The sequence below is a fragment of the Ensifer sp. D2-11 genome, assembly GCF_054161295.1.
Genome location: NZ_CP096435.1, coordinates 1,078,865 through 1,096,735, shown reverse-complemented (window position 1 = coordinate 1,096,735; position 17,871 = coordinate 1,078,865). Strand labels below are relative to the sequence as shown.

At 60.3% G+C, this 17,871-nt stretch carries 13 protein-coding genes; 4 read left to right on the top strand and 9 right to left on the bottom strand.

Features of this window, described 5'->3' with window-relative positions; translation table 11 throughout:
- Window positions 1–4: 4 nt before the first annotated feature.
- The 4 genes from M1D34_RS30930 to M1D34_RS30915 form a co-directional block, all read right to left on the bottom strand.
- Window positions 5–3,250, bottom strand: coding sequence for an alpha-1,4-glucan--maltose-1-phosphate maltosyltransferase (locus M1D34_RS30930; protein WP_498785141.1), 3,246 nt, complete (start codon window positions 3,248–3,250; stop codon window positions 5–7).
- A 693-nt stretch (window positions 3,251–3,943) separates the two neighbouring features.
- Window positions 3,944–4,183: a DUF982 domain-containing protein gene (locus tag M1D34_RS30925; RefSeq protein ID WP_026168952.1), complete on the bottom strand. Its 240-nt coding sequence runs from the start codon at window positions 4,181–4,183 to the stop codon at window positions 3,944–3,946.
- Between the two features lie 257 nt (window positions 4,184–4,440).
- Window positions 4,441–4,701 (bottom strand): hypothetical protein, encoded by a 261-nt coding sequence (locus M1D34_RS30920; RefSeq protein WP_498785139.1) that lies wholly within the window; start codon window positions 4,699–4,701, stop codon window positions 4,441–4,443.
- A gap of 57 nt (window positions 4,702–4,758) precedes the next feature.
- A complete protein-coding gene (locus M1D34_RS30915; protein WP_234834187.1) occupies window positions 4,759–5,022 on the bottom strand; it encodes a hypothetical protein in 264 nt (87 codons plus the stop codon).
- 370 nt (window positions 5,023–5,392) lie between these two features.
- Here M1D34_RS30915 and M1D34_RS30910 point away from each other — a divergent pair, with 370 nt between their 5' ends.
- A complete protein-coding gene (locus M1D34_RS30910) occupies window positions 5,393–6,196 on the top strand; it encodes a DUF2243 domain-containing protein (RefSeq protein WP_498785137.1) in 804 nt (267 codons plus the stop codon).
- Window positions 6,197–6,460: 264 nt separating this feature from the next.
- The gene (locus M1D34_RS30905) at window positions 6,461–7,486 is read left to right on the top strand and encodes an alpha/beta hydrolase (protein ID WP_127509571.1); all 1,026 of its coding nucleotides are present in this window, start codon (window positions 6,461–6,463) and stop codon (window positions 7,484–7,486) included.
- Window positions 7,487–8,111: 625 nt separating this feature from the next.
- Here M1D34_RS30905 and M1D34_RS30900 read toward each other — a convergent pair.
- Entirely contained in the window at window positions 8,112–9,767 is a 1,656-nt protein-coding gene (locus M1D34_RS30900; RefSeq protein ID WP_498785136.1) for an FAD-dependent oxidoreductase, read from the bottom strand.
- A gap of 272 nt (window positions 9,768–10,039) precedes the next feature.
- Complete coding sequence (locus M1D34_RS30895) at window positions 10,040–11,671, bottom strand: alpha-amylase family glycosyl hydrolase (RefSeq protein ID WP_498786215.1); 1,632 nt, start codon at window positions 11,669–11,671, stop codon at window positions 10,040–10,042.
- A gap of 221 nt (window positions 11,672–11,892) precedes the next feature.
- Here M1D34_RS30895 and M1D34_RS30890 point away from each other — a divergent pair, with 221 nt between their 5' ends.
- Together M1D34_RS30890 and M1D34_RS30885 are read left to right on the top strand one after the other, a co-directional pair.
- Complete coding sequence (locus M1D34_RS30890; protein ID WP_127509576.1) at window positions 11,893–12,264, top strand: SPW repeat domain-containing protein; 372 nt, start codon at window positions 11,893–11,895, stop codon at window positions 12,262–12,264.
- 432 nt (window positions 12,265–12,696) lie between these two features.
- Entirely contained in the window at window positions 12,697–13,842 is a 1,146-nt protein-coding gene (locus M1D34_RS30885) for a cytochrome P450 (protein ID WP_498785134.1), read from the top strand.
- 541 nt (window positions 13,843–14,383) lie between these two features.
- On the opposite strand, the gene M1D34_RS30880 is transcribed toward M1D34_RS30885, so the two are convergent.
- The 3 genes from M1D34_RS30880 to M1D34_RS30870 all read right to left on the bottom strand — a co-directional run bounded on the left by M1D34_RS30880 (window position 14,384) and on the right by M1D34_RS30870 (window position 17,601).
- The gene (locus tag M1D34_RS30880; protein ID WP_498785133.1) at window positions 14,384–15,031 is read right to left on the bottom strand and encodes a LysE family translocator; all 648 of its coding nucleotides are present in this window, start codon (window positions 15,029–15,031) and stop codon (window positions 14,384–14,386) included.
- Window positions 15,032–15,142: 111 nt separating this feature from the next.
- On the bottom strand, window positions 15,143–15,781 hold the full coding sequence (locus tag M1D34_RS30875) for a GDSL-type esterase/lipase family protein (RefSeq protein ID WP_498785131.1): 639 nt from the start codon (window positions 15,779–15,781) through the stop codon (window positions 15,143–15,145).
- A 278-nt stretch (window positions 15,782–16,059) separates the two neighbouring features.
- Window positions 16,060–17,601: a hypothetical protein gene (locus tag M1D34_RS30870; protein WP_498785129.1), complete on the bottom strand. Its 1,542-nt coding sequence runs from the start codon at window positions 17,599–17,601 to the stop codon at window positions 16,060–16,062.
- Window positions 17,602–17,871 lie beyond the last annotated feature (270 nt).

The following is a 17,871-nucleotide window of genomic DNA, read 5'->3' as shown; positions in this document are numbered from 1 at the left end:
CTCCTCACCTCACTCGGTATATGCTGAACGGCAGGACGCTCGGGTTGTAGTGGACCCGTTGCCACTTGCCGGTCCACGTGAACGTCTCCCCGGTGACGAGATCCTGGAGTGGGAGTATGCCGTCGTCGGGAAGATCCCAGAACCAGAGCGGGACCTCGACGTCGCTTTGCTGATCGCTGTACGGGTCGAGGCTGACTCCGATGAGAAGCACGTTTTCGCGACCCGAACTCGCCTTCTCATAGAACATCACGGCGTCGTTGGAAGAAGCCAGGAGGGTCAACCCGAGATGAGAGTGTAATGCGCTGTTCTCGTTACGGATGCGATTGAGCATCGCGATTTCGGGGATGATGTTGCCGGGACGATCCCAGTCCCATGCGCGGATCTCGTATTTCTCGCTGTCCGCATATTCCTTGCGCTTCGCGTCGGGGCGGCCTTCGCACAACTCGAAACCGTTGTAGATGCCCCAAAGCCCCGAAAGGGTCGCCGCCAGTGCGGCCCGGATCAAGAATGCAGGCCGGGGCGCATCCTGAAGGTAGTCGGGATTGATGTCGTGCGTGTTCACGAAGAAATGGGGCCGAAAGAAGTTCTTCGGCGCCTCTTCCGTCAACTCGCGCATATATTGCTCAATCTCCCATCTGGTGTTTCGCCAGGTGAAATAGGTGTAGGACTGGGAAAAGCCGATCTTGGCCAGGCGATACATGACCTTCGGGCGGGTAAATGCTTCCGACAGGAAGACGACCTCCGGATGCCGCCCCCGAATATCGGCAATCAGCCATTCCCAGAAGGGGAACGGCTTGGTGTGCGGATTGTCTACGCGGAAGAGTTTTACGCCGTTGTCGACCCACAGCTGGACTATGTCACGCAGCGTCTGCCAAAGCTCGGGGATCGCGTCCTTCGTGTAGAAGTCGAGGTTGACGATGTCTTCGTATTTCTTCGGCGGGTTCTCGGCATAGCGGATCGTCCCGTCGGGGCGCCAGTCGAACCAGCCTGGCTTCTGCTTCAACCACGGATGGTCGGGGGACGCCTGGATGGCCAGATCGAGCGCGATCTCCAAGCCGCATTTCTCGGCCGCTTCGATGAGGTCGCGGAAATCCTCGAACGTGCCGAGTTCGGGATGAATGGCGTCGTGCCCACCTTCTTCAGATCCGATGGCATAGGGACTGCCGGGATCTCCGGGCCCGCCCTTGAGGCTGTTGTTACGGCCCTTGCGATTCGTTTTGCCGATCGGGTGAATCGGGGGAAAATAGACGACGTCGAACCCCATTTCACGGATCTTCGGCAGTCGCCTCATCACGTCCTTGAAAGTGCCATGGCGGTTCGGGTCACCGCTTTGCGAGCGCGGAAACAGTTCATACCAGCTCGCAAATGCCGCACCGGCGCGTTCGGCATCGATAGGCATTACCTCGGAGCGAACCCTGAACGGCCGCCGGTCCGCCTCAGCCATGAGCCTGAAGGTCTCGGCAGAGAGGAGCATCTCGGTCCGGCCGCTTTCTGGGGCTTCTAGCAACTGTTCGAGGAGCGCCCCTAGCCGGCCGGCAAGTTCCCCCTTCGCGTGTTCCAAAGCTTCGCGGACGAGAAGCAATCCCTCCTGGAGCTCGAGTGTAAGATTTAGCCGTGCTTCGTGCTTTTTCGACAGTTCGTAGCGATAAACCGCGAAAGGGTTGCGCCAAGCCTCCACCGCGAATTGATGACGGCCAAGGCGCCGGAGCGGAAAGTCGGCACGCCAGCGGTCGTTCTCCGCCAGCTCCATCGGAGTTTGTTGCCAATCAGGCGCATCCGCCTCTCGCCAAATCAACGATGCCGAGAGAGGGTCATGACCATCGCCGAAGATGTCGGCCTCAACCCGCACAAGTCCACCGACCACCCTCTTCACCGGATACCGGCCTCCATCGACGGAGGGCGTGATGTTTTCGATGGCGATCCGTGGTCGAGCAGCGGCTTGCTTTGCCGTCATCGTTGACCCCACGAGGATCGGGGCCGCGGCACGGCCCTCCAGGACCAGCAGTTCTCCCGGCCTCAGGCGAAGCGGCTCCCGGAGCAAACGCCCTCGGGGTTGGTCTAAAGTTAGGGGAAGGAACGCCGAGACCGTTTCGTTGAGCGATCGCATCGGTGCCGCAGCGGAGTGGCGCAAGTCCCGATTAGCGACAATGGCGCGGATTCTTTTGGATGACCGCAAATCCTCATCGTCGCTCCTGATCAACGCAAAAGCCGACGATTGCGTCGTCGCGACAAGTCGCAAGGGCCGCTGCTCGAACGCCCCATTGTCATGAGCAAGGCCCTCGTTCACGCTGCGTATTTCGGCAGAAAGGTCGAAGCTGGCCTGTTCCCGTAAGCCGCGAAGCCCGCGCCCATCGCCGTGCATCGGGTCGAGCGGCATAGCCAGGCCAAACTCAAAGCCCATCGGCACCATCAAGGTGCCAGTCAAACCTGCCAACCGCAGCGCCCGCAGAGAGCGGCGTTCCCTCACTTCGCAGCTGTCGACACCATGCGCGACACGCTTGCCATACGGGGCTTCAGGAAAGGAGACTTGGTAGCCGAGCTGCCGTTGCAGTTCGTATTCCTCGGCAAGCCAGGACTGTTCAAGATCCCACCATGCGAGCGAGGAAAAGGTGCCCGCTATCCCACTCCCGCGCAGCGACCGCCTTCGTTCGTAGCTGGAACCGGGCGTCCACGCCAGGAACACGACGTCTCCATTTGAGGCATGACCTGCTTCGATCATGCTCGCCCAAACATGTGGCGGCACTCGGTCAATTCCGATGCATCTGAAGCCGGTCACGCCTGCATCCACCAGCCGCCGTACCCGCTGCTGCCATTCTGCGAGGTGCCGAGAACTGTCGGGGTCATGCTCAGAACGAATGTTGCGGCTTCCGATTTCCTCCACGGGGATTCGCGGATCCGGTCGTTCGTCGGCCCTTGATTGCGCAACCCGATCGAGGACCAAATCCAACATGAAACGCAGGCCGAATTCACCCGCTGTTCGAGCCAGAGATCCGATCTGAGCCTCGGCTGGACCGGGCATGTTAAGGCATGCATCCAGCTCATCGAAGGACCCGGACACGAAGACGCTCGCTCCCTCTCCACGAGCAAATAGTGGTGCGCTCAAAACCGTATCGAACCCGAGCGCTCGCGCGTGCTCGAACAGCGCACGCCACAAGGCAAGCTCGCCGAGAAGGAGGGGATGTGCATAATAGATCCGCGGAACGCGGATGCTGCCGTGATTTTCTTCCCGTGGGGGCGTCGCTGAAATCATACCGCCAAAATCTCTTGAAGCAGGCGCCCAACTCGCAAGTGTGCACGGAGTTCCCGGCCCAACCAACAGAACGGCTCCGCCTGGATCCGAGCTGCCGCTATGTCGCTCTGCCTCGCTCCGAGCGCCGGGGCTTTTTGTGCTATCCACCAGAGCCGGGCTGGTCCCTTCGTGTACATTCACCCTTCCGCAGAACCCCGGGGCGGGATGCGCCCCTTCCGTGTGGGGGCAGGTCGGTCGGGATTGGCGGCAGTGGGATTTCTTTGCGTTTGGTCAAACTAGAGTTCTGAGCAGGACGGGTAGGCCTGCTCGCGTCGCCTGTAGTTCGCGTCCGCTCAGGGCTTTCGGGAGCCACACCAGCTCCCGGAAGCCGTGGTGCTCAATCATCTCGAATGCTTGAGAGCGGCCCGTGCCGTTAAGAGCCTTCGGCGTAGCGTAACGGGGGAGTTCTCATCCAGTGCTCAAAAAATCCAATATTGCCTTCGACTGAAGCCGGGCACGGTGTTCATCGGCCGGCAGGCCCTGTGCCAGCTCGTCAATGTGCGGATTGTCGCTGAATAATTGTCGGGTGATGCTGATCCTCGCCTGCTGAGGATTTTTCTGAAACTCAGCGAAAAAGCGGAAGCAACCTTCGGTGCCGCCGGGTGGGTGCGTTTCGCCGCGTCGCGGGCACTGCACACCGACCCGACCTTGGGACTAGTCCCACTGGAGTGAGGCGTCAATCGCAGCGGCGATGAAGGCCTGGCGCGAAAGCGCCAGATCCCCGTTCATTTCTATAGCGGCGTGGCAGCGGTTTTTGGCGCGCTCATAGAACCAGCCGCCGGCGTCCGTCCATTCGGCGAGGCAGTGCAGAGCCTCGCGAGGACCATTAATACAGCGCTCGCCGTCTCCGGGCATGGAAAGCTTCACCGGTTGATCCCACATGAACTCCTGCATGGCTCCCTCCTTGATCTCGGCAACAAACGCGGCAACGGCATTGTTGTTCCTGGATTCGATCTGCGTGGCTCCCGTGGGATTGCGGATTCGCCATGCTGTTCCACGCACGCGATTCCGGTCGGCGAAGTCCAGGTTCGGACGCCGCGCTCGGCCTCATCGTCGAGGAGCCGTTCTCCTATGAGCGCAGTGCCATGGTAGCGGCCGAAAGGGTGCGCCGGCCGAGAAGCTGGCTGCGAAGAGTGGGCCCCGGTTGCTGGTCACTCGGATGGCAGGCTGAGCAGGACTGTAGCGGTCTGGCTGCAATCAGGCGTCGGAAACCAGGGCGCCACATTCGAAAAGGTCATGCGGCGCAGGGTGGCCGGTTCGTTGGAGAAGATGCCGGCGAGGCGGATGACCTGAGTAGCGGTCAGATTGCGATCGTCCGAGCGCAAAGACGACGCCTCGGGAAGACAATGCCGCAGCATACCAAGTGGCGGGATCGCATAGAATGAAGCATGCCGGCTGATCCACGACGACAAGAGATCGTCTGTGTGGGGCGCTAAGATTACCGGAATTGCCGCGAGGATGTTCCCGCGTCATGCGAAGGCTGCCTCGGCATCAAACTCCGGCTTCCACTTCTCGATCGCTTCGTTGGTAATCTGCTCGCGTCCGCTTTCGATGGCCTCAATGGCGAGGGTGTTGATGGTGTGGAAAATGTTGGCGGTAATGCCCTCGGTGATCTGCAGCATCCGTCGCAGCGATTTTGCAGTTAAGACACGGCGATAGTCGTGGGGGGACACCAATTCAGGGTTATCGACAGTGGCGCCATCTATCTGGTCGATGCAAGTGGCGTGAGCCACTCGAACATCGCCGAGCCGCCGCAGAACAGGCGCTTTCCATCCACGACTTGAAACCGCACGTGTTGAGCTCGGGCGACGGGTTCGATCTCGAAGCGCGCCGGCCTGTCCATCTGTCCGAGCCTGAGCGACATCACGGCCAGGATTGATCACCCGAGCCTCAGCTTCTCCTTCGCGGCATTTATTCTCGATTCCTGAGGGAACAAGGCGCAAACAGTCTTGTTAGGCGCTTTTCGCGCAAGGAGGCGGCAGTGTTTTTTGCGGACGGCAAACTCCCGTATCCGGGCAGCGTGCCGGGTGCGCGAGGACGCCGTCGGGAATTTGGTGACGGGCGCGTTTGCCCGCTCCCGTCGCCCACCTGGTTGCCCGGATCATGAAGGGAAATACCTTGTCCCATACACAAAGGTCAGGGCTGATCGGCTGCTTTGCTCTCGGCGTGTCGATCGGCGGCTTTTTCGACGGAATCCTCCTGCACCAGATCCTGCAATGGCATCACCTGCTCTCTGGCATAGGGGACCGCGCCGCTGACCTGCGCTTCCAGGTGATGGCCGACGGGGTCTTTCATGCTGCGATGTACATACTGCTGCTCATCGGCCTTGGTTTCTTGTGGCGGCAGCGCCGCGATCCGGACACATTTCAGTTCGCCGCCGCAAGCGCCATGGCTTGGACCTTCATGGGTTTCGGCGCCTGGCACCTCGTCGACGCAGTTCTGTCGCATTGGCTTCTTGGCCTGCACCGTGTCAAGATGGACAGCCCAAACCCGTTCTTCTGGGACCTCCTTTGGTTGGCCGTCTTCGGTCTCGGGCCGCTGTTACTTGGCTGGCGGTTCCTGAAAGGACCGCCACACGCACCATCGTCACGTCCTGCCGTTCTGGTCTTCTGTCTGTCGGCGGTCGCCATCGGCGTTGCCGCAGTCAGCTTGCTTCCGACAGCGAGAGGGGCGCCTCAGACGGTTTTGTTCGGCAAAGAAAGCTCGGCAAGCGAAATCATGCTAGCCATCGCCGCTGCGGATGGTTCCGTTGTATCGACGGATGCCAGCGGAACTATTTGGGTCGTCAGATTTGAATCTCCTCTCGCGGGCTATCAGCTCTATCAAAGTGGCGCGATCATCGTCGGGGGAGCTCCTGCGGCCGGCTGCCTGACCTACAGTGTTCCGGTTGTGGCACCGGGGGTTTGACCGAGCTGGTCTGGCCACGACCGCGTAGGTTCCCGCCGCTGCCTGCAAAGAACGGAGCTGAAACCTCACGAGATTCCCAGCCTTGCGGAACGAAGACCTTGCGCCGGTAAACCGTCGCTTTTGAACGAGCGAGGCCGGGGAGGTGGCGTTCACGGCCTTCGACTCTTCAAGGATCGAGGAACAACATTTTTACCCGACGGTTGAGAAGGACAGGCGTGGAGGCCCCTGGTTAAGGGCCGTGTTTGCGCTCTGATAGCTGCAACGGTGAAAAAGGTTATCGTCAAAATGACGATCATTGGGCCGGACGCGGTGCCGCTGACGACTAGCGACCGGTTAAGTGCGGCACGTTTCAACAGGGTGCTCCGCTGGGCGCCGCGATTCAAGCCGCACCGCCGATGGCAGTCCCTGCTGCTGCATGCCGTGCTGCGGGCAACGCAAGCCCTTTCGAGCGCAGGCACAGCTTGCCCGAACGTTGACACCTCACGGCGTATGATATGCTGGGAAGGTCATCATGCAGAACTCCGCGTCCTCCGACCGAAGGGGCAGAGCAAGGGCATTTACCTGGATTTCCACGGTGGCGCCTGGGTGATGGGCAATGCCCGCTTCAACGATCGAGTAAACAGTGGGATCGCGACGGAATGCCAGATGGTCGTCGCCAGTGTAGAATACCGTCTGGCGCGCGATGATCGGATCCGTCCATCCATAGAAGACGCGCTTGCAGCGACAGGGTGGACACTTGAAAACATGCGGAACGAGTTCGGTGTGGATAGAGCGGTCCTCGGAGGCGAATCCTCGGGAGCGCATCTTGCAGCTTGTGCGCTGACGTCGCTGTCCCGTCGGCAGTTCGATCTGTCGGCTGTCGCAGGCGCGCTTTTGTTTTATGGCACCTACGATATGGCAGGCACTCCGAGCCTGAGGAAATCTTCAGCGGAGGCGCTCATCATGCATGGTCCTTCCGCTCTAGAAAATCTCATGCGGCTAACCTCGGGGATGGACGAGGCCCAGCGCCGCTCTCCGTGGCTGTCGCCGCTTTTCTGCGATCTTACCGGCTTGCCGCCGGCTCTGTTCGTCGTCGGCGAGCTTGATCCGGTTCTTGATGATAGCCTGTTAATGTATAACAAGTGGCAAAATGAGAACCACAACGCCACGCTGTTGATCGTGCCGGAAGGGCCCCATGGGATGAACCGCCTTCCCACCACCGAGGCCAAAAAAATCAACGATTTTACCCGGCAGTGGATCAGGAAAGCCGTCGAAAGCCAGGCGCCAAATCGAGATGTGGTCCTGCACTAGTTAGGCCGCCCACTGCCTACGGATTCTGCCGTGCCAGTTGGCCGCGATGTATTGAGCGGCGTCGCATCAATGTTACCGCTTTCCCTCACTCGCCTCCGGATGGGTGCCGTCCGAAACAGAACCGGGATGAGGGTCTGCCACAGTCTTGTCCTGCTTAGGCTCGAACTCCTTCCGCGGGGCCGCCGGGCCGCGGCTCCGTTCATCTTGGCTCTGTTTACGTGTCTTGTCGTCCACAGAGGCCTCCCATGTCTCCATGTATTCGCCGTTCCGAAGGAATGCTTCGGCCAACAAAACGTTCCACCTGCAGCGCGGCGAAATGACGTCCGGCGCTGCTCCGCGGCTAGCAGGCTGGCGGAATGTCTCGTAAACCCGATTAGCTCACCGCCTTCACAGTAGATGACCGCATTTATCGAAGCGAGCCGCCCTTCACGAGCCTGTGAACGTGCCGAGGATGTCCATGTTCGGGCTAAACAAATCGCATTGGATCAACAGGAATTGAACCCTAGTCTTCTCAAAGCGGAACTCGCCATACCGAACCGGAAGGTTTTCCAGCTTTTGAAACTCATCGAAGAGGTAGCCGGCCAGGTCACAGGCTGGAAGGCGAGCTTTGCGGTCAATTTCGTTATCAGCTTGCGGCTGTGCTCGATCTTCTCGCGGACGTAGATGGCTTTGCCGCCAGGAGATCGTCCGCCAGCCTCAGCGCCAATGCCACTGCCGCAAGCGTCGGATTGGCTTGGCCCGCCGTTGGAAACACTGAGCTGCCGGCAACGTAGAGATTTGCCACGTCGTGAAGCCGGCACTGCGAATTGACCACCCCTTGCTGTGGGTCTTCCGACATGCGCGTCAGCCCGATTTGGTGGTAACCGTCGAGTGCCTGCTTCAGCACGTGCTCGAGACGCTTGTCCGCGTCAGCGAGATACTCGAGTCGCCCGAGGATCGCCGTCTGGAGCGCGCGGTCGAGCACGTCGTGGCTCTCGACCACGGATTGGGCATCCTCCGTCTGGAACCGGAAGTTGATGCGCAGGCTGGGCAGCTCCGATCCGTCCTGCCGGTCGAGCAGACACACGCGGTTTTCGGGATCGGGAAACTGCTCGGCATGGTAGCGCAGCAGGTAACGGCCACGCGGGTTGAGAAGCGCGAAGCCGCGCTTACGAAAGGGCTGCCGCATAAGCTGCGCGAGCACCTGCAGCGTATCTATGAGCAGATGCGGATCCTGGCGCATGTTCGTTAAGTGGCTCTGGTGACCGCGCCTTGCAAGCGGCGTGGGCGAGGGGGCGAGCCCCCGCCCGAGGCGGGGGTAAATTCTGAGGGTTGCGAGCGCGAGATAGAGCATCGATAGCGCTCCGCTGCCATGGGCGGAATCGGCAATGGAAAAGCTCTCCAGCCAAAAGGCGGTGTTCAGCAGATGATGCTGGGATTGCGCTCGGGACGTGAGCGCCAGCCGACGCTTAACATAGGAGCGGTCGCCTCGGCCGTGAAACCAGAGCCTTCGCCCGAGATCGGGCTGAGTAAACCGTACCGAGGCGAGGTAGCCCGTCAGATGGCCGGTATAAAATCGCCCGAGCGGCCCATCCGGCCCGCCGAACTTATGCGGCCATGTGCGTTGCGTCTTGAGCAGCAGTCTGGCGTTATCGAGCCCCCCGGCTGCCAGCACGTAGGCCTTGGCTTCGAACTCGACCGTGCGCCCATGCCATTTGGCTGCCACCCCCGTGACCCGGCTACCATCCAGATTGAGCCGGATATCAGTGACTGTGCAGCCGGTATGCAGACGGATCATAGGGTCGGCGCGCAGCGGTGCGGAGTAAAGCTTCGCCAAATCAGGCTCCGGCGCCCACTTTTCCAAAGATTCCGCAGAAGCGGCCTCGCCGAGGTCTGGAAATGATGGGAGCTCGTCCTCATCCGCCGCAAAGCCGAGGAACCTTAACGCTTCGGGGTAATAGCGAACAATCTCGTCATGACTGATAGGCCAGCCAGAATAGGGCACATGAGGCCGAGCCACGAAATCAATGTCGTCAAGGGTTACACAACGGCCGCCCCATAGCCTGGACGTCCCGCCGATGCCGCGATGGCCAGTGCGATCGCGGCTGGCGTGATGCGCCGTGGCGAGATCCCCCGCACCGAACAGACCCTGCCAGCCGGGCCTCTTGCTGAAATCGCCGCCGTCAACAAGTGAAACCGATAAGCCTCTGGCGGCGCATTTTGTTGCGAGTGCCAGCCCAACCGGACCGGCGCCCACAATGCAGAGATCGGTGGCAAGCAAATCTACGCCGTCAATCAGCATAAGGCGCTCGCTCGCTACTGCAGAACTTGTCACCGGACCGAAGCTCTCTGACACCGATCATGCGCGCCCTGCACCACTGGGTGATCAAGGTTGGATACCAGAAAACGCAGAGCTTGGATATGATCAGACGTCCATCTCCCTCTGCACGGAATTTAAGAAATCGGCCCGGCGCCGGCAAACCTACATCTCTGCCCCGACAGCCCGAGTTAGCGCATGAGCTCGGCTCCCGTTCCTCGCGGCCGTCGGCAGCTGTCTCGGCCTTGTGAGGCCGATCATTCATTCGCCCGCTCAGGAACACAGGACTCCGCGATCACACCTTCGTTGGGTCGCAGATATAGTTGCGAATCCACTGGCTCGCCTATGCGGTCCAGAAGGGTATTCAGCCGGACCATGCCCCCGCCTCGTAAGGAGACAGTCTCACTGCCATCGCTGACGTTAAGGGCAATCAGAAGTTGCCTGTCACGAGTGCACCGCCGGAAAAGCAGGACGTTGCCTCGGCTGCGCAACGGTCGGAAGTCGCCGGCGAGCAGCGCTGGCTCCGTCTGCCGCAGGGCAATGAGCTGCCGGTAGAGCGACAGCAGCGACCGCTCATCGCCCCGCTCGACGGCGACGTTTCGCTGCGCTACGTCATCGCCGAGCGGCAGCCACGGCTCGCCTGTGGTAAAACCGGCCTTCTCGCTGGCATCCCAGCGCATCGGTGCCCGTTCTGGATCGCGGTTCAGGCCGAAGCCTGGAACACGGATCTCGAACGGATCGCATGCGTCTTCAGAGGAAATCTGCGAACTCGGCATACCGATCTCGTCACCTTCAAAGAAGATCGGGGTGCCGGAGAGCGTAAAAAGCAGCATGGCCGCGATACGCGCCTGCTGCAGGCCGACACGTGTGGCGATGCGTGGCTTGTCGTGCCCGCCGAGAACCCAGACTGGCCAGGCGCCGTCGGGAATGGCGTTGATGTACTGGTCTATCCGTGCAGCTATCGAGGCTGCATCCCAGTCCGTCTCAAGCAGCAGAGAGTTGAGCGGCAGGTGAAAACGCGGACGCTCGCCACCATAGAACTGTCCGATGTGTCGAAAACCTTCCTGAACTTCACCGAGAAGCACTCGATCTGGGAACGCGTCGAGCACGGCGCGCATTTCCTCGATATAGCTCATTGTTTCAGGGCGGATATCGGTGAAAACCCGTTTGAACTTATCCGTTCGCGGCATTTCAGCATCGAAATCCGGATTGGGCGGATCGTCGCGCAGGAGCGGATCTTCGGCGAGGACGGCACTGGCGTCGACTCGAAAGCCATCCACGCCGCGCCGCAACCAGAAGCGCAGCACATCGGCGAACGCCTCCCGTACTGCGGGGTTATGCCAGTTGAGGTCGGGCTGCTCGCGCAGGAATGCATGGTAGTAATATTGGCCAGTTCGCTCGTCCCATTCCCAAGCGCTGCCACCGAAACGGCTGAGCCAGTTGTTCGGCGGCAGACCGTCGGGACCTGGATCAGCCCAGACATACCAGTCCCGCCTCGGGTTATCGCGCGACGAGCGGCTTTCAATGAACCACGAATGCTGGTCGGACGTGTGGTTAGGGACCACGTCGAGGATCAGCCTGATCCTGCGCTCGTGCAGCGCATCGACCACGCGGTCGAAATCCGCCAGGGTACCGAACAGCGGATCGATGTCGGTGTAATCGGAAATGTCATAGCCGAAATCGACCATCGGCGATCGGTACACCGGTGAAAGCCAGACGGCACCGACGCCAAGCCAGGCGAGATAGTCCACGCGCGAAAGCAAGCCGGGAAGGTCACCGACGCCATCACCGTCGGAGTCATGAAAGGAGCGGGGATATATCTGGTAGATCGAGCAGGACTTCCACCAGGCGAGTGGGTTTACCGAGGATCTAGTCTGCTGGTTCATCATTTTGGTTGCATGTTCCTGCTGAAACAATCGAGGGAAACGCTGCATCCGCGGGTACCGTTCCAAGTTTCGAGAGCTCGAGGTGGTTGGCGCGGATGCTGGTGCCGGCCGAGCGCATGGCCACACCAGACCACCTCCCTCTGCTCGGGCTGGCAGTGGCGTCTGGGCGGAAACTTTCTCGTGCTTGCTTGGTTGTAGCCCTGGAGAAAGACGGAGGTGCGGTTATGGAAATCATTCCGACCAGAGTACACGGGGTACTCGACTACTTAACGGGTATCCTACTGATCTTGGCCCCGTGGCTCTTTGGTTTCGCAGACGGCAGTGCGGCGCAATGGGTGCCGATGGTGCTTGGAGCTGCGGTTATCGTCTACAGCCTGATTACCGATTATGAGCTCGGCCTTGTTGCCGCGATTCCGATGCCGGTGCACCTCATGCTGGACGTCGGTGGTGGCATGTTATTGCTGGTCTCTCCATGGCTGTTCGGTTTTTCGGAGCGCATCGCGTGGCCGCACGTCGCCGTTGGGTTGATAGAGGTTGCCGTTGCGGCTCTGACGCATCGCCACGCCGGCGATGCAGGCGCGGCAGGAGTTCGATAAGGATCGAGCTTAGCCCGGAAGCGACATTGCTGTTGCTTCGCGACGCTCCTGAATGCGGCGCGGGGCAAGGAAATGCTTTGGCGATTGCGAGCGTCCGACTATTCCCGCGCCTTGCGGCTGCTCCTGTATTCTCGAGAGCGCAGAAGGCGACTGGTGTCGTGGCATCTCTGCCGGGCTCATCGATCACCGCGGGAAGCACCGATCGCTCAGCGTTTGGCATTGCGCAGCCTGACACATCGGAACATCCGCAGCAGAGAAAAGTTGTGCATCTGCAAGCGAACCGGACGCGGAATGAAATCGGTACCCTGCACATCGTCGATCGACAGTACCCTGGCGCTGCTCCGGGAGAGCTATACCTTCATATCCGCGCGCTGTGACGAACTCCGCACCGACGTCTTTCGAACGCGGCTGATGCTTCGGCCGGTGCTCTGCATGCGCGGGGAGGAGGCAGCTCAACTCTTTTACGGCAGTGACGACGTAACGCGCGTTGGTTCGATGCCGTGGACCGTGCTCCGCCTACTTCAGGATAAGCACAGTGTTCAGCAGCTCGACGGCGAGATGCACCGGCAGAGGAAGAAGATGTTCATCGATCTGGCGATGAGTGATGGTGCCGTGGCAGCCCTCATTGACCGGTTTCGCCATCACTGGCTTGCCCAGGTCGACAATCGCGAGACTGGTCGCTCCGATCTCCGCGAAGTTGCCAATCTCGTCTTGACGAAAGCGTCGGCAGATTGGATCGGCATCCCTGAGCACAGCCGTGATGACCGCAAACTCGCCGAGAGCCTTGCAGAAATGATCGACAATACCGGCAGCTTTGGTCCGTCGGCGTGGCTGGCGCTGGTGTCTCGCCGGCGAACGGAGCGGTGGCTGATTTCGATTGTAGAGGCGGTGCGCGACGGCTCACTCGTTGTGATCGACGAGTGCGCGCTGAAGACCATCTGTGTGTTCTATCGGGATGCCGACGGACGAGCTCTTTCCACGGAAGCGGCAGCGGTCGAAGTTCTGAACCTGCTGCGTCCGATCGCAGCAATCAGCCGCTGGATCGTATTTTTGGCTCTGGCGCTTGCCCGCAACCCCGAGCGGCAGGAGCGGTTCCGCGGCGGGCACGACGAGGAGATCGAAGGCTTCGTCGAGGAGGTGCGGCGCCTCTATCCGTTCTTCCCATTTGTCGGGGCGAAGCTCAGAAAGGATCTTGTTTGGCAGGGTCATCCACTCGTGAAAGGCGACTGGCTGTTGCTTGATCTCTATGGAACGACCCACGATCCGCGTCTCTTTCCTCAGCCGAGAGTCTTCGACCCCGAGCGTGGATCGTCATGGCGAAATGAAGATTTCCGCTTCATTCCGCAGGGAGGAGGTCGGCCCGAAACAAGCCATCGCTGTCCAGGCGAAAAAATCATTGTCGAAATTCTCAAGGAGACCTTGAAGCTCGTTTGCCGAAACCGTCCTCTTCGAATAACGCCTGCGGATGCCGACATCCCCCTTGGCTCGATTCCGGCTTCGCCGGTGCCGCCGATCTCTATATGCCCACGGGCGGTGAGCGGGGCGCCACCGAGAGGTCTCGCAGATGACCGGTGGTAGTGCGAGCGACAGACGGTTCTACGACGAATGCGCGCGAATACTCGGCGCGCCGCATGCTTACAGGAACCCGCCCGGCAGGATCACGCGGTGGAACAATCGAGCTCCGGGCAACGGCCGCTTTCCGGGCCGCGGCTTGATCCGGGTGTTCGGTCCTCATCACATACAGATTGCGCTTCGCCGACCGGTGGAACTCCATCTTCTCTGCCACTCCACGGAAGAAGCGCTGAAGGCGCTAAGGGCGGCGTGCCGGCCTGACGAGGCGGAGTAGAAGCGGGCGTCGATCAGGCTGGACGAGCGGGGGGCGGCCATACGCATCGGTTGGCCGCGCGATAGTCCTGCGGTCGGGATTGCAACATCCAGGAAGGAAGCCCAGACCGCTAGGACTCGACAGCCTCGAGAGCTGTTCAAGGCGCCGCGGGAAACGGGATCAGCTACTCGCCTTGACGAGCTTGGAAGCGTCATTCATGGCTCGAGAGCAGGTTGCGACCATGTCGATCCGCCAAGTTGCGAGGACCGCCGGGGCCCGGCTAACCGGTGGCGCTCATCGGCCAAAGGACGGCACGGCAACAGGAAACAGCAATCTAATGCCCAGTGCGACCATGATGGTGCCTGCGATGCGTTGCTGCCATACCATAATGGGTCTGTTGCGTGCCAACCAACCGCTGAACGCGCCCGAAGCCAGAGCCGCCGTGCCGAGGATCAGCAGTCCCGTCGCCTTCATCGTGCCTGCCAGAATCGCGAACTGCAGCGCAGGCGATCCGGCGGACGGGTGCACGAACTGCGGGAGGATCGCGAGCATGAAGGAAAGCGCTGCCGGATTGGTCAGGTTGCAGATCATGCCCTGCCTAAAGGCGCCAACAAGAGATGCGGACGCCAGATAATCCTGCTCTTTACCGGTTTCGCCGGCAGCTAGAAAACGGAATCCCACATAGATCAGATAGGCGGCCCCGATCAGTTGCATGGCCTTGTAGAGCGGCGGCGAGGAAAGAACGACGGTGGCTAGCCCCATTGCAAGCAAGGGAATCTGGATAATACCCGCCGCCACGCATCCCAAAGCCGCCGCAAGCGCGGCCTGCCTGCCCTGACCGATGCCGCGGCTGATGACGAGCATCATGTCTGGACCAACGCCGGAGAGTTGGTAGGCGAGTACTGCACCGAGGAATGCGGTGTAGGTGGACGGATCGGGCATGCGGCTGAAACGGTGCCGGCGGCGCGAAGTTCCTAGCTGAGTGAACATAAAGGAGGCGTGGGCCTATGGGCTCGGCCAAGGCGGAGCCGGAAGCAGCCGTGTTGGCCTATGTCAGCGTGCAATCAGTTCGCTGCGTCCAGCTGGAGATGGATTCGGAGCGAGAAACGAGACGATGGCGGCAGCGATTTTGCTGCCACCCTGCTCCGAGGGTTCAATGGCGTTGGCAAAATCGCTATCCTGGTTGCAGATAACGCGCAGGTCGATCAGCGCCACTCCGCGCTCCGCCGCTGCGCGTGTAATACAGTCATTGAGGATCGAGAGGGCTGTAACCGCAACGCGCCTTTGGTCGGGGTCAGCGTAGCGTACGTCGTAGATTGTGCAGATGGCGGTCGGAAGCTTGGCTGCCAGAATGGCGTCGAGAGTGGCGAAATAGCTTGAGCAGAACTGCTCTCTTGTTTCGGCAAGGGTGAGCAATGCCTCGGCGACCGACCGCGATGGAAAGTTCAAGACATCTGAGACGCGAAGTGCATCGTTGCCGCCCATGCTTACTACCAGGTGAGTCGAATCGCCGGGCAGCCGCTGCAACTGCAGGCGCACATCATTCATTCGACCGCCGTCAGCGGCCAGCAACGTGGCAGACCACCCAGCGGGCAACCTGCGCACAAGGTGCTGCAACACGTCCGCATCGCCTGGGATATAGGCGCGGTTGTCGAACACCGAATCGCCCAGAAGCACAACCTTCTTCGCCACAGCTACATCTCCTGCCAAAGTGAATCGCATGTGCGCAGCAGCAGGCAGCATGGCAGCCGCCACCAAAAGGCCTCTGCGCGAGAACGCCAACTTCACCGAACTCGTCTCCTGATCAGCCAACTATAGCTTAGCTAAGCTAGCGATGAGAGTGTGCCTGGAAGGTCATCGGAGCAGACTTAAACAGATGCCCGTCAGGGTTCGTCAGCACCCATCTCCTGTCGATCTGCCGATTAGCTTTGTCGCGTGGACGCCGCTGTCTAGATTGCGCAAGCGGAGGGTTATGTTGCGTCCACGCCTTTGTGCGGCCGCCCTCGCTCGGAATAGGCAAGCCAACCGAACAGGCCAACGATGCCCACCATGGCGATCCAGCCGATAATCATGCGCGTTTGTGTTTGGCCGGTCGGCATCTGAAGCTGGCCGACCTTCGGCCACATCACATGGATGTAGCCGTCCGGCTCGGCCGTGAGCGCCTTATCCTCGGTATCGACTTCAAGCATGATGCCGGGCATCGGCCGGTCTTCGCTGCTTACCATAATGTGGACCGGCGCCATTGCCGCAATCACTTGTCCGTCACGCTTTACGGATCCCCAACCCCAAAGTGCAATCTCGGGCTTCATCTTCGGCAGTTTCCCCGTGCCGATGCCGGTGTCTCCGTGCATTTCATGATCGTAGACAACACCCGACCAAGTCGTGTATAGGCCGAGCGGATGGCGGGGCATGGACTTGTCCACGGTGATCTCGTACTGGGCGCTACCTGACGTGAAGACGGCCCGCACGCGCATTCCATCAGTGTTTTGCACATGCGACCACCGATTGCCCATTTCAGATGTTTCTACAATGATCTCCCCGCTGATTGGTTGGGTGCGCTGCAGATTCGTCGGATCGGGGCCGACCACGCGCATGCCTTGGCCAGATGCGCGGGCACCCGCCAGCATGGCATTGGTTCCCTTCTCCACCGGCAGAGTTTGACCGAATACCGGATATGCGACTGCAATAATCAGCAGGGTCATTGCCACGCCGGTCCAGTCGAGCTTCCGACGCATCTTCATCAAATAGCCGCCGAGCCACCAGCCGAGAAGGGCCGAGACGAAGGCACCTGGGAATGACCACCACCAGAGGTCCTCGTATCCGGAATAGGTGGGAGGACGAAGCGGCAGACCCCGTGGACCGAGGTACATATTGTACGCCACCCAGACGAGCGCGAGCATCAGTGAGCCAACGATCCAGCCAACTCTGCCGACCCCCGCATAGGCGGTCCACGCACAAACGAAGACGAAGCCGATCAACGTATGCTGGACGAAGAAGGTGACGCCGGGAAAATGCCGCAAAAGAAGCATTTGCGTCAGCACCCCGTCGACCGCTACAATCAAAACGGTTGTGAGGAGCCCATAGACGGCGAAATGCCAGGTCTGGGCGCGTTCAATTTGCTGTGTTGGACGGTTGCGCCGCCACAGCCAGAGCGCCAGCAGATAGCCGGCAAAGATCGCCAGAAAATGCGCGGGAACGCCGGTCACCCACAGATGGTTGAAATCCAGCCATTCCGGCTCCTGAGGCAGTCCAACAGGGGCGAGCCATTGGTAATAGATTTCTAGAATGGCCGTATGAGCCGCGGTGAGGATCAGCCCCGGCAGAATGCCGATCCCAAGAAAGGCCGTGCCGAACAGGAAAACGCTGGTGATAAGAAAGGACTTCGTCACCCAGTAGGTCCAGTATGGGTCGTTGTCCCAAAAGAGCCCGTGGGCGATGACGGCGTCGATAAAAATTCCGGAAAGACCGACGAGAACGGCGAATTTGACCGTGTCCTTGGCTAGCAGAAACATGGCCGCCACTCCTGAAAGGTGCTTCGACAACCGGCGCTTGTCGCCCTAATCTTGCAATCGGAGCTTTGTTCCCTGCAGCCGGCATTGACCAGGTGCGAGGACGACTTCTGGCGCAAGCGAAATGGCCCCGGGGCGACCGGATGTTTTTGCGTCGTATCATGGAGATCGCACGGCGTAGTAAGCGTGGCCCGGTGGACGGGTGGTAGCGTTCGTTTTGTAGGTTGATGGTGTCCACTACGGATTCGGTGGACTGTGTTTTCAGGAGACCAG

Excerpts from the sequence above, each read along its gene's own strand:
- M1D34_RS30930 (WP_498785141.1), bottom strand. The coding sequence starts at position 3,250 with ATGATTTCAGCGACGCCCCCACGGGAAGAAAATCACGGCAGCATCCGC.
- M1D34_RS30925 (WP_026168952.1), bottom strand. The coding sequence starts at position 4,183 with ATGCAGGAGTTCATGTGGGATCAACCGGTGAAGCTTTCCATGCCCGGA.
- M1D34_RS30910 (WP_498785137.1), top strand. The coding sequence starts at position 5,393 with ATGAAGGGAAATACCTTGTCCCATACACAAAGGTCAGGGCTGATCGGC.
- M1D34_RS30900 (WP_498785136.1), bottom strand. The coding sequence starts at position 9,767 with ATGCTGATTGACGGCGTAGATTTGCTTGCCACCGATCTCTGCATTGTG.
- M1D34_RS30895 (WP_498786215.1), bottom strand. The coding sequence starts at position 11,671 with ATGATGAACCAGCAGACTAGATCCTCGGTAAACCCACTCGCCTGGTGG.
- M1D34_RS30890 (WP_127509576.1), top strand. The coding sequence starts at position 11,893 with ATGGAAATCATTCCGACCAGAGTACACGGGGTACTCGACTACTTAACG.
- M1D34_RS30885 (WP_498785134.1), top strand. The coding sequence starts at position 12,697 with ATGCGCGGGGAGGAGGCAGCTCAACTCTTTTACGGCAGTGACGACGTA.
- M1D34_RS30880 (WP_498785133.1), bottom strand. The coding sequence starts at position 15,031 with ATGCCCGATCCGTCCACCTACACCGCATTCCTCGGTGCAGTACTCGCC.
- M1D34_RS30870 (WP_498785129.1), bottom strand. The coding sequence starts at position 17,601 with ATGTTTCTGCTAGCCAAGGACACGGTCAAATTCGCCGTTCTCGTCGGT.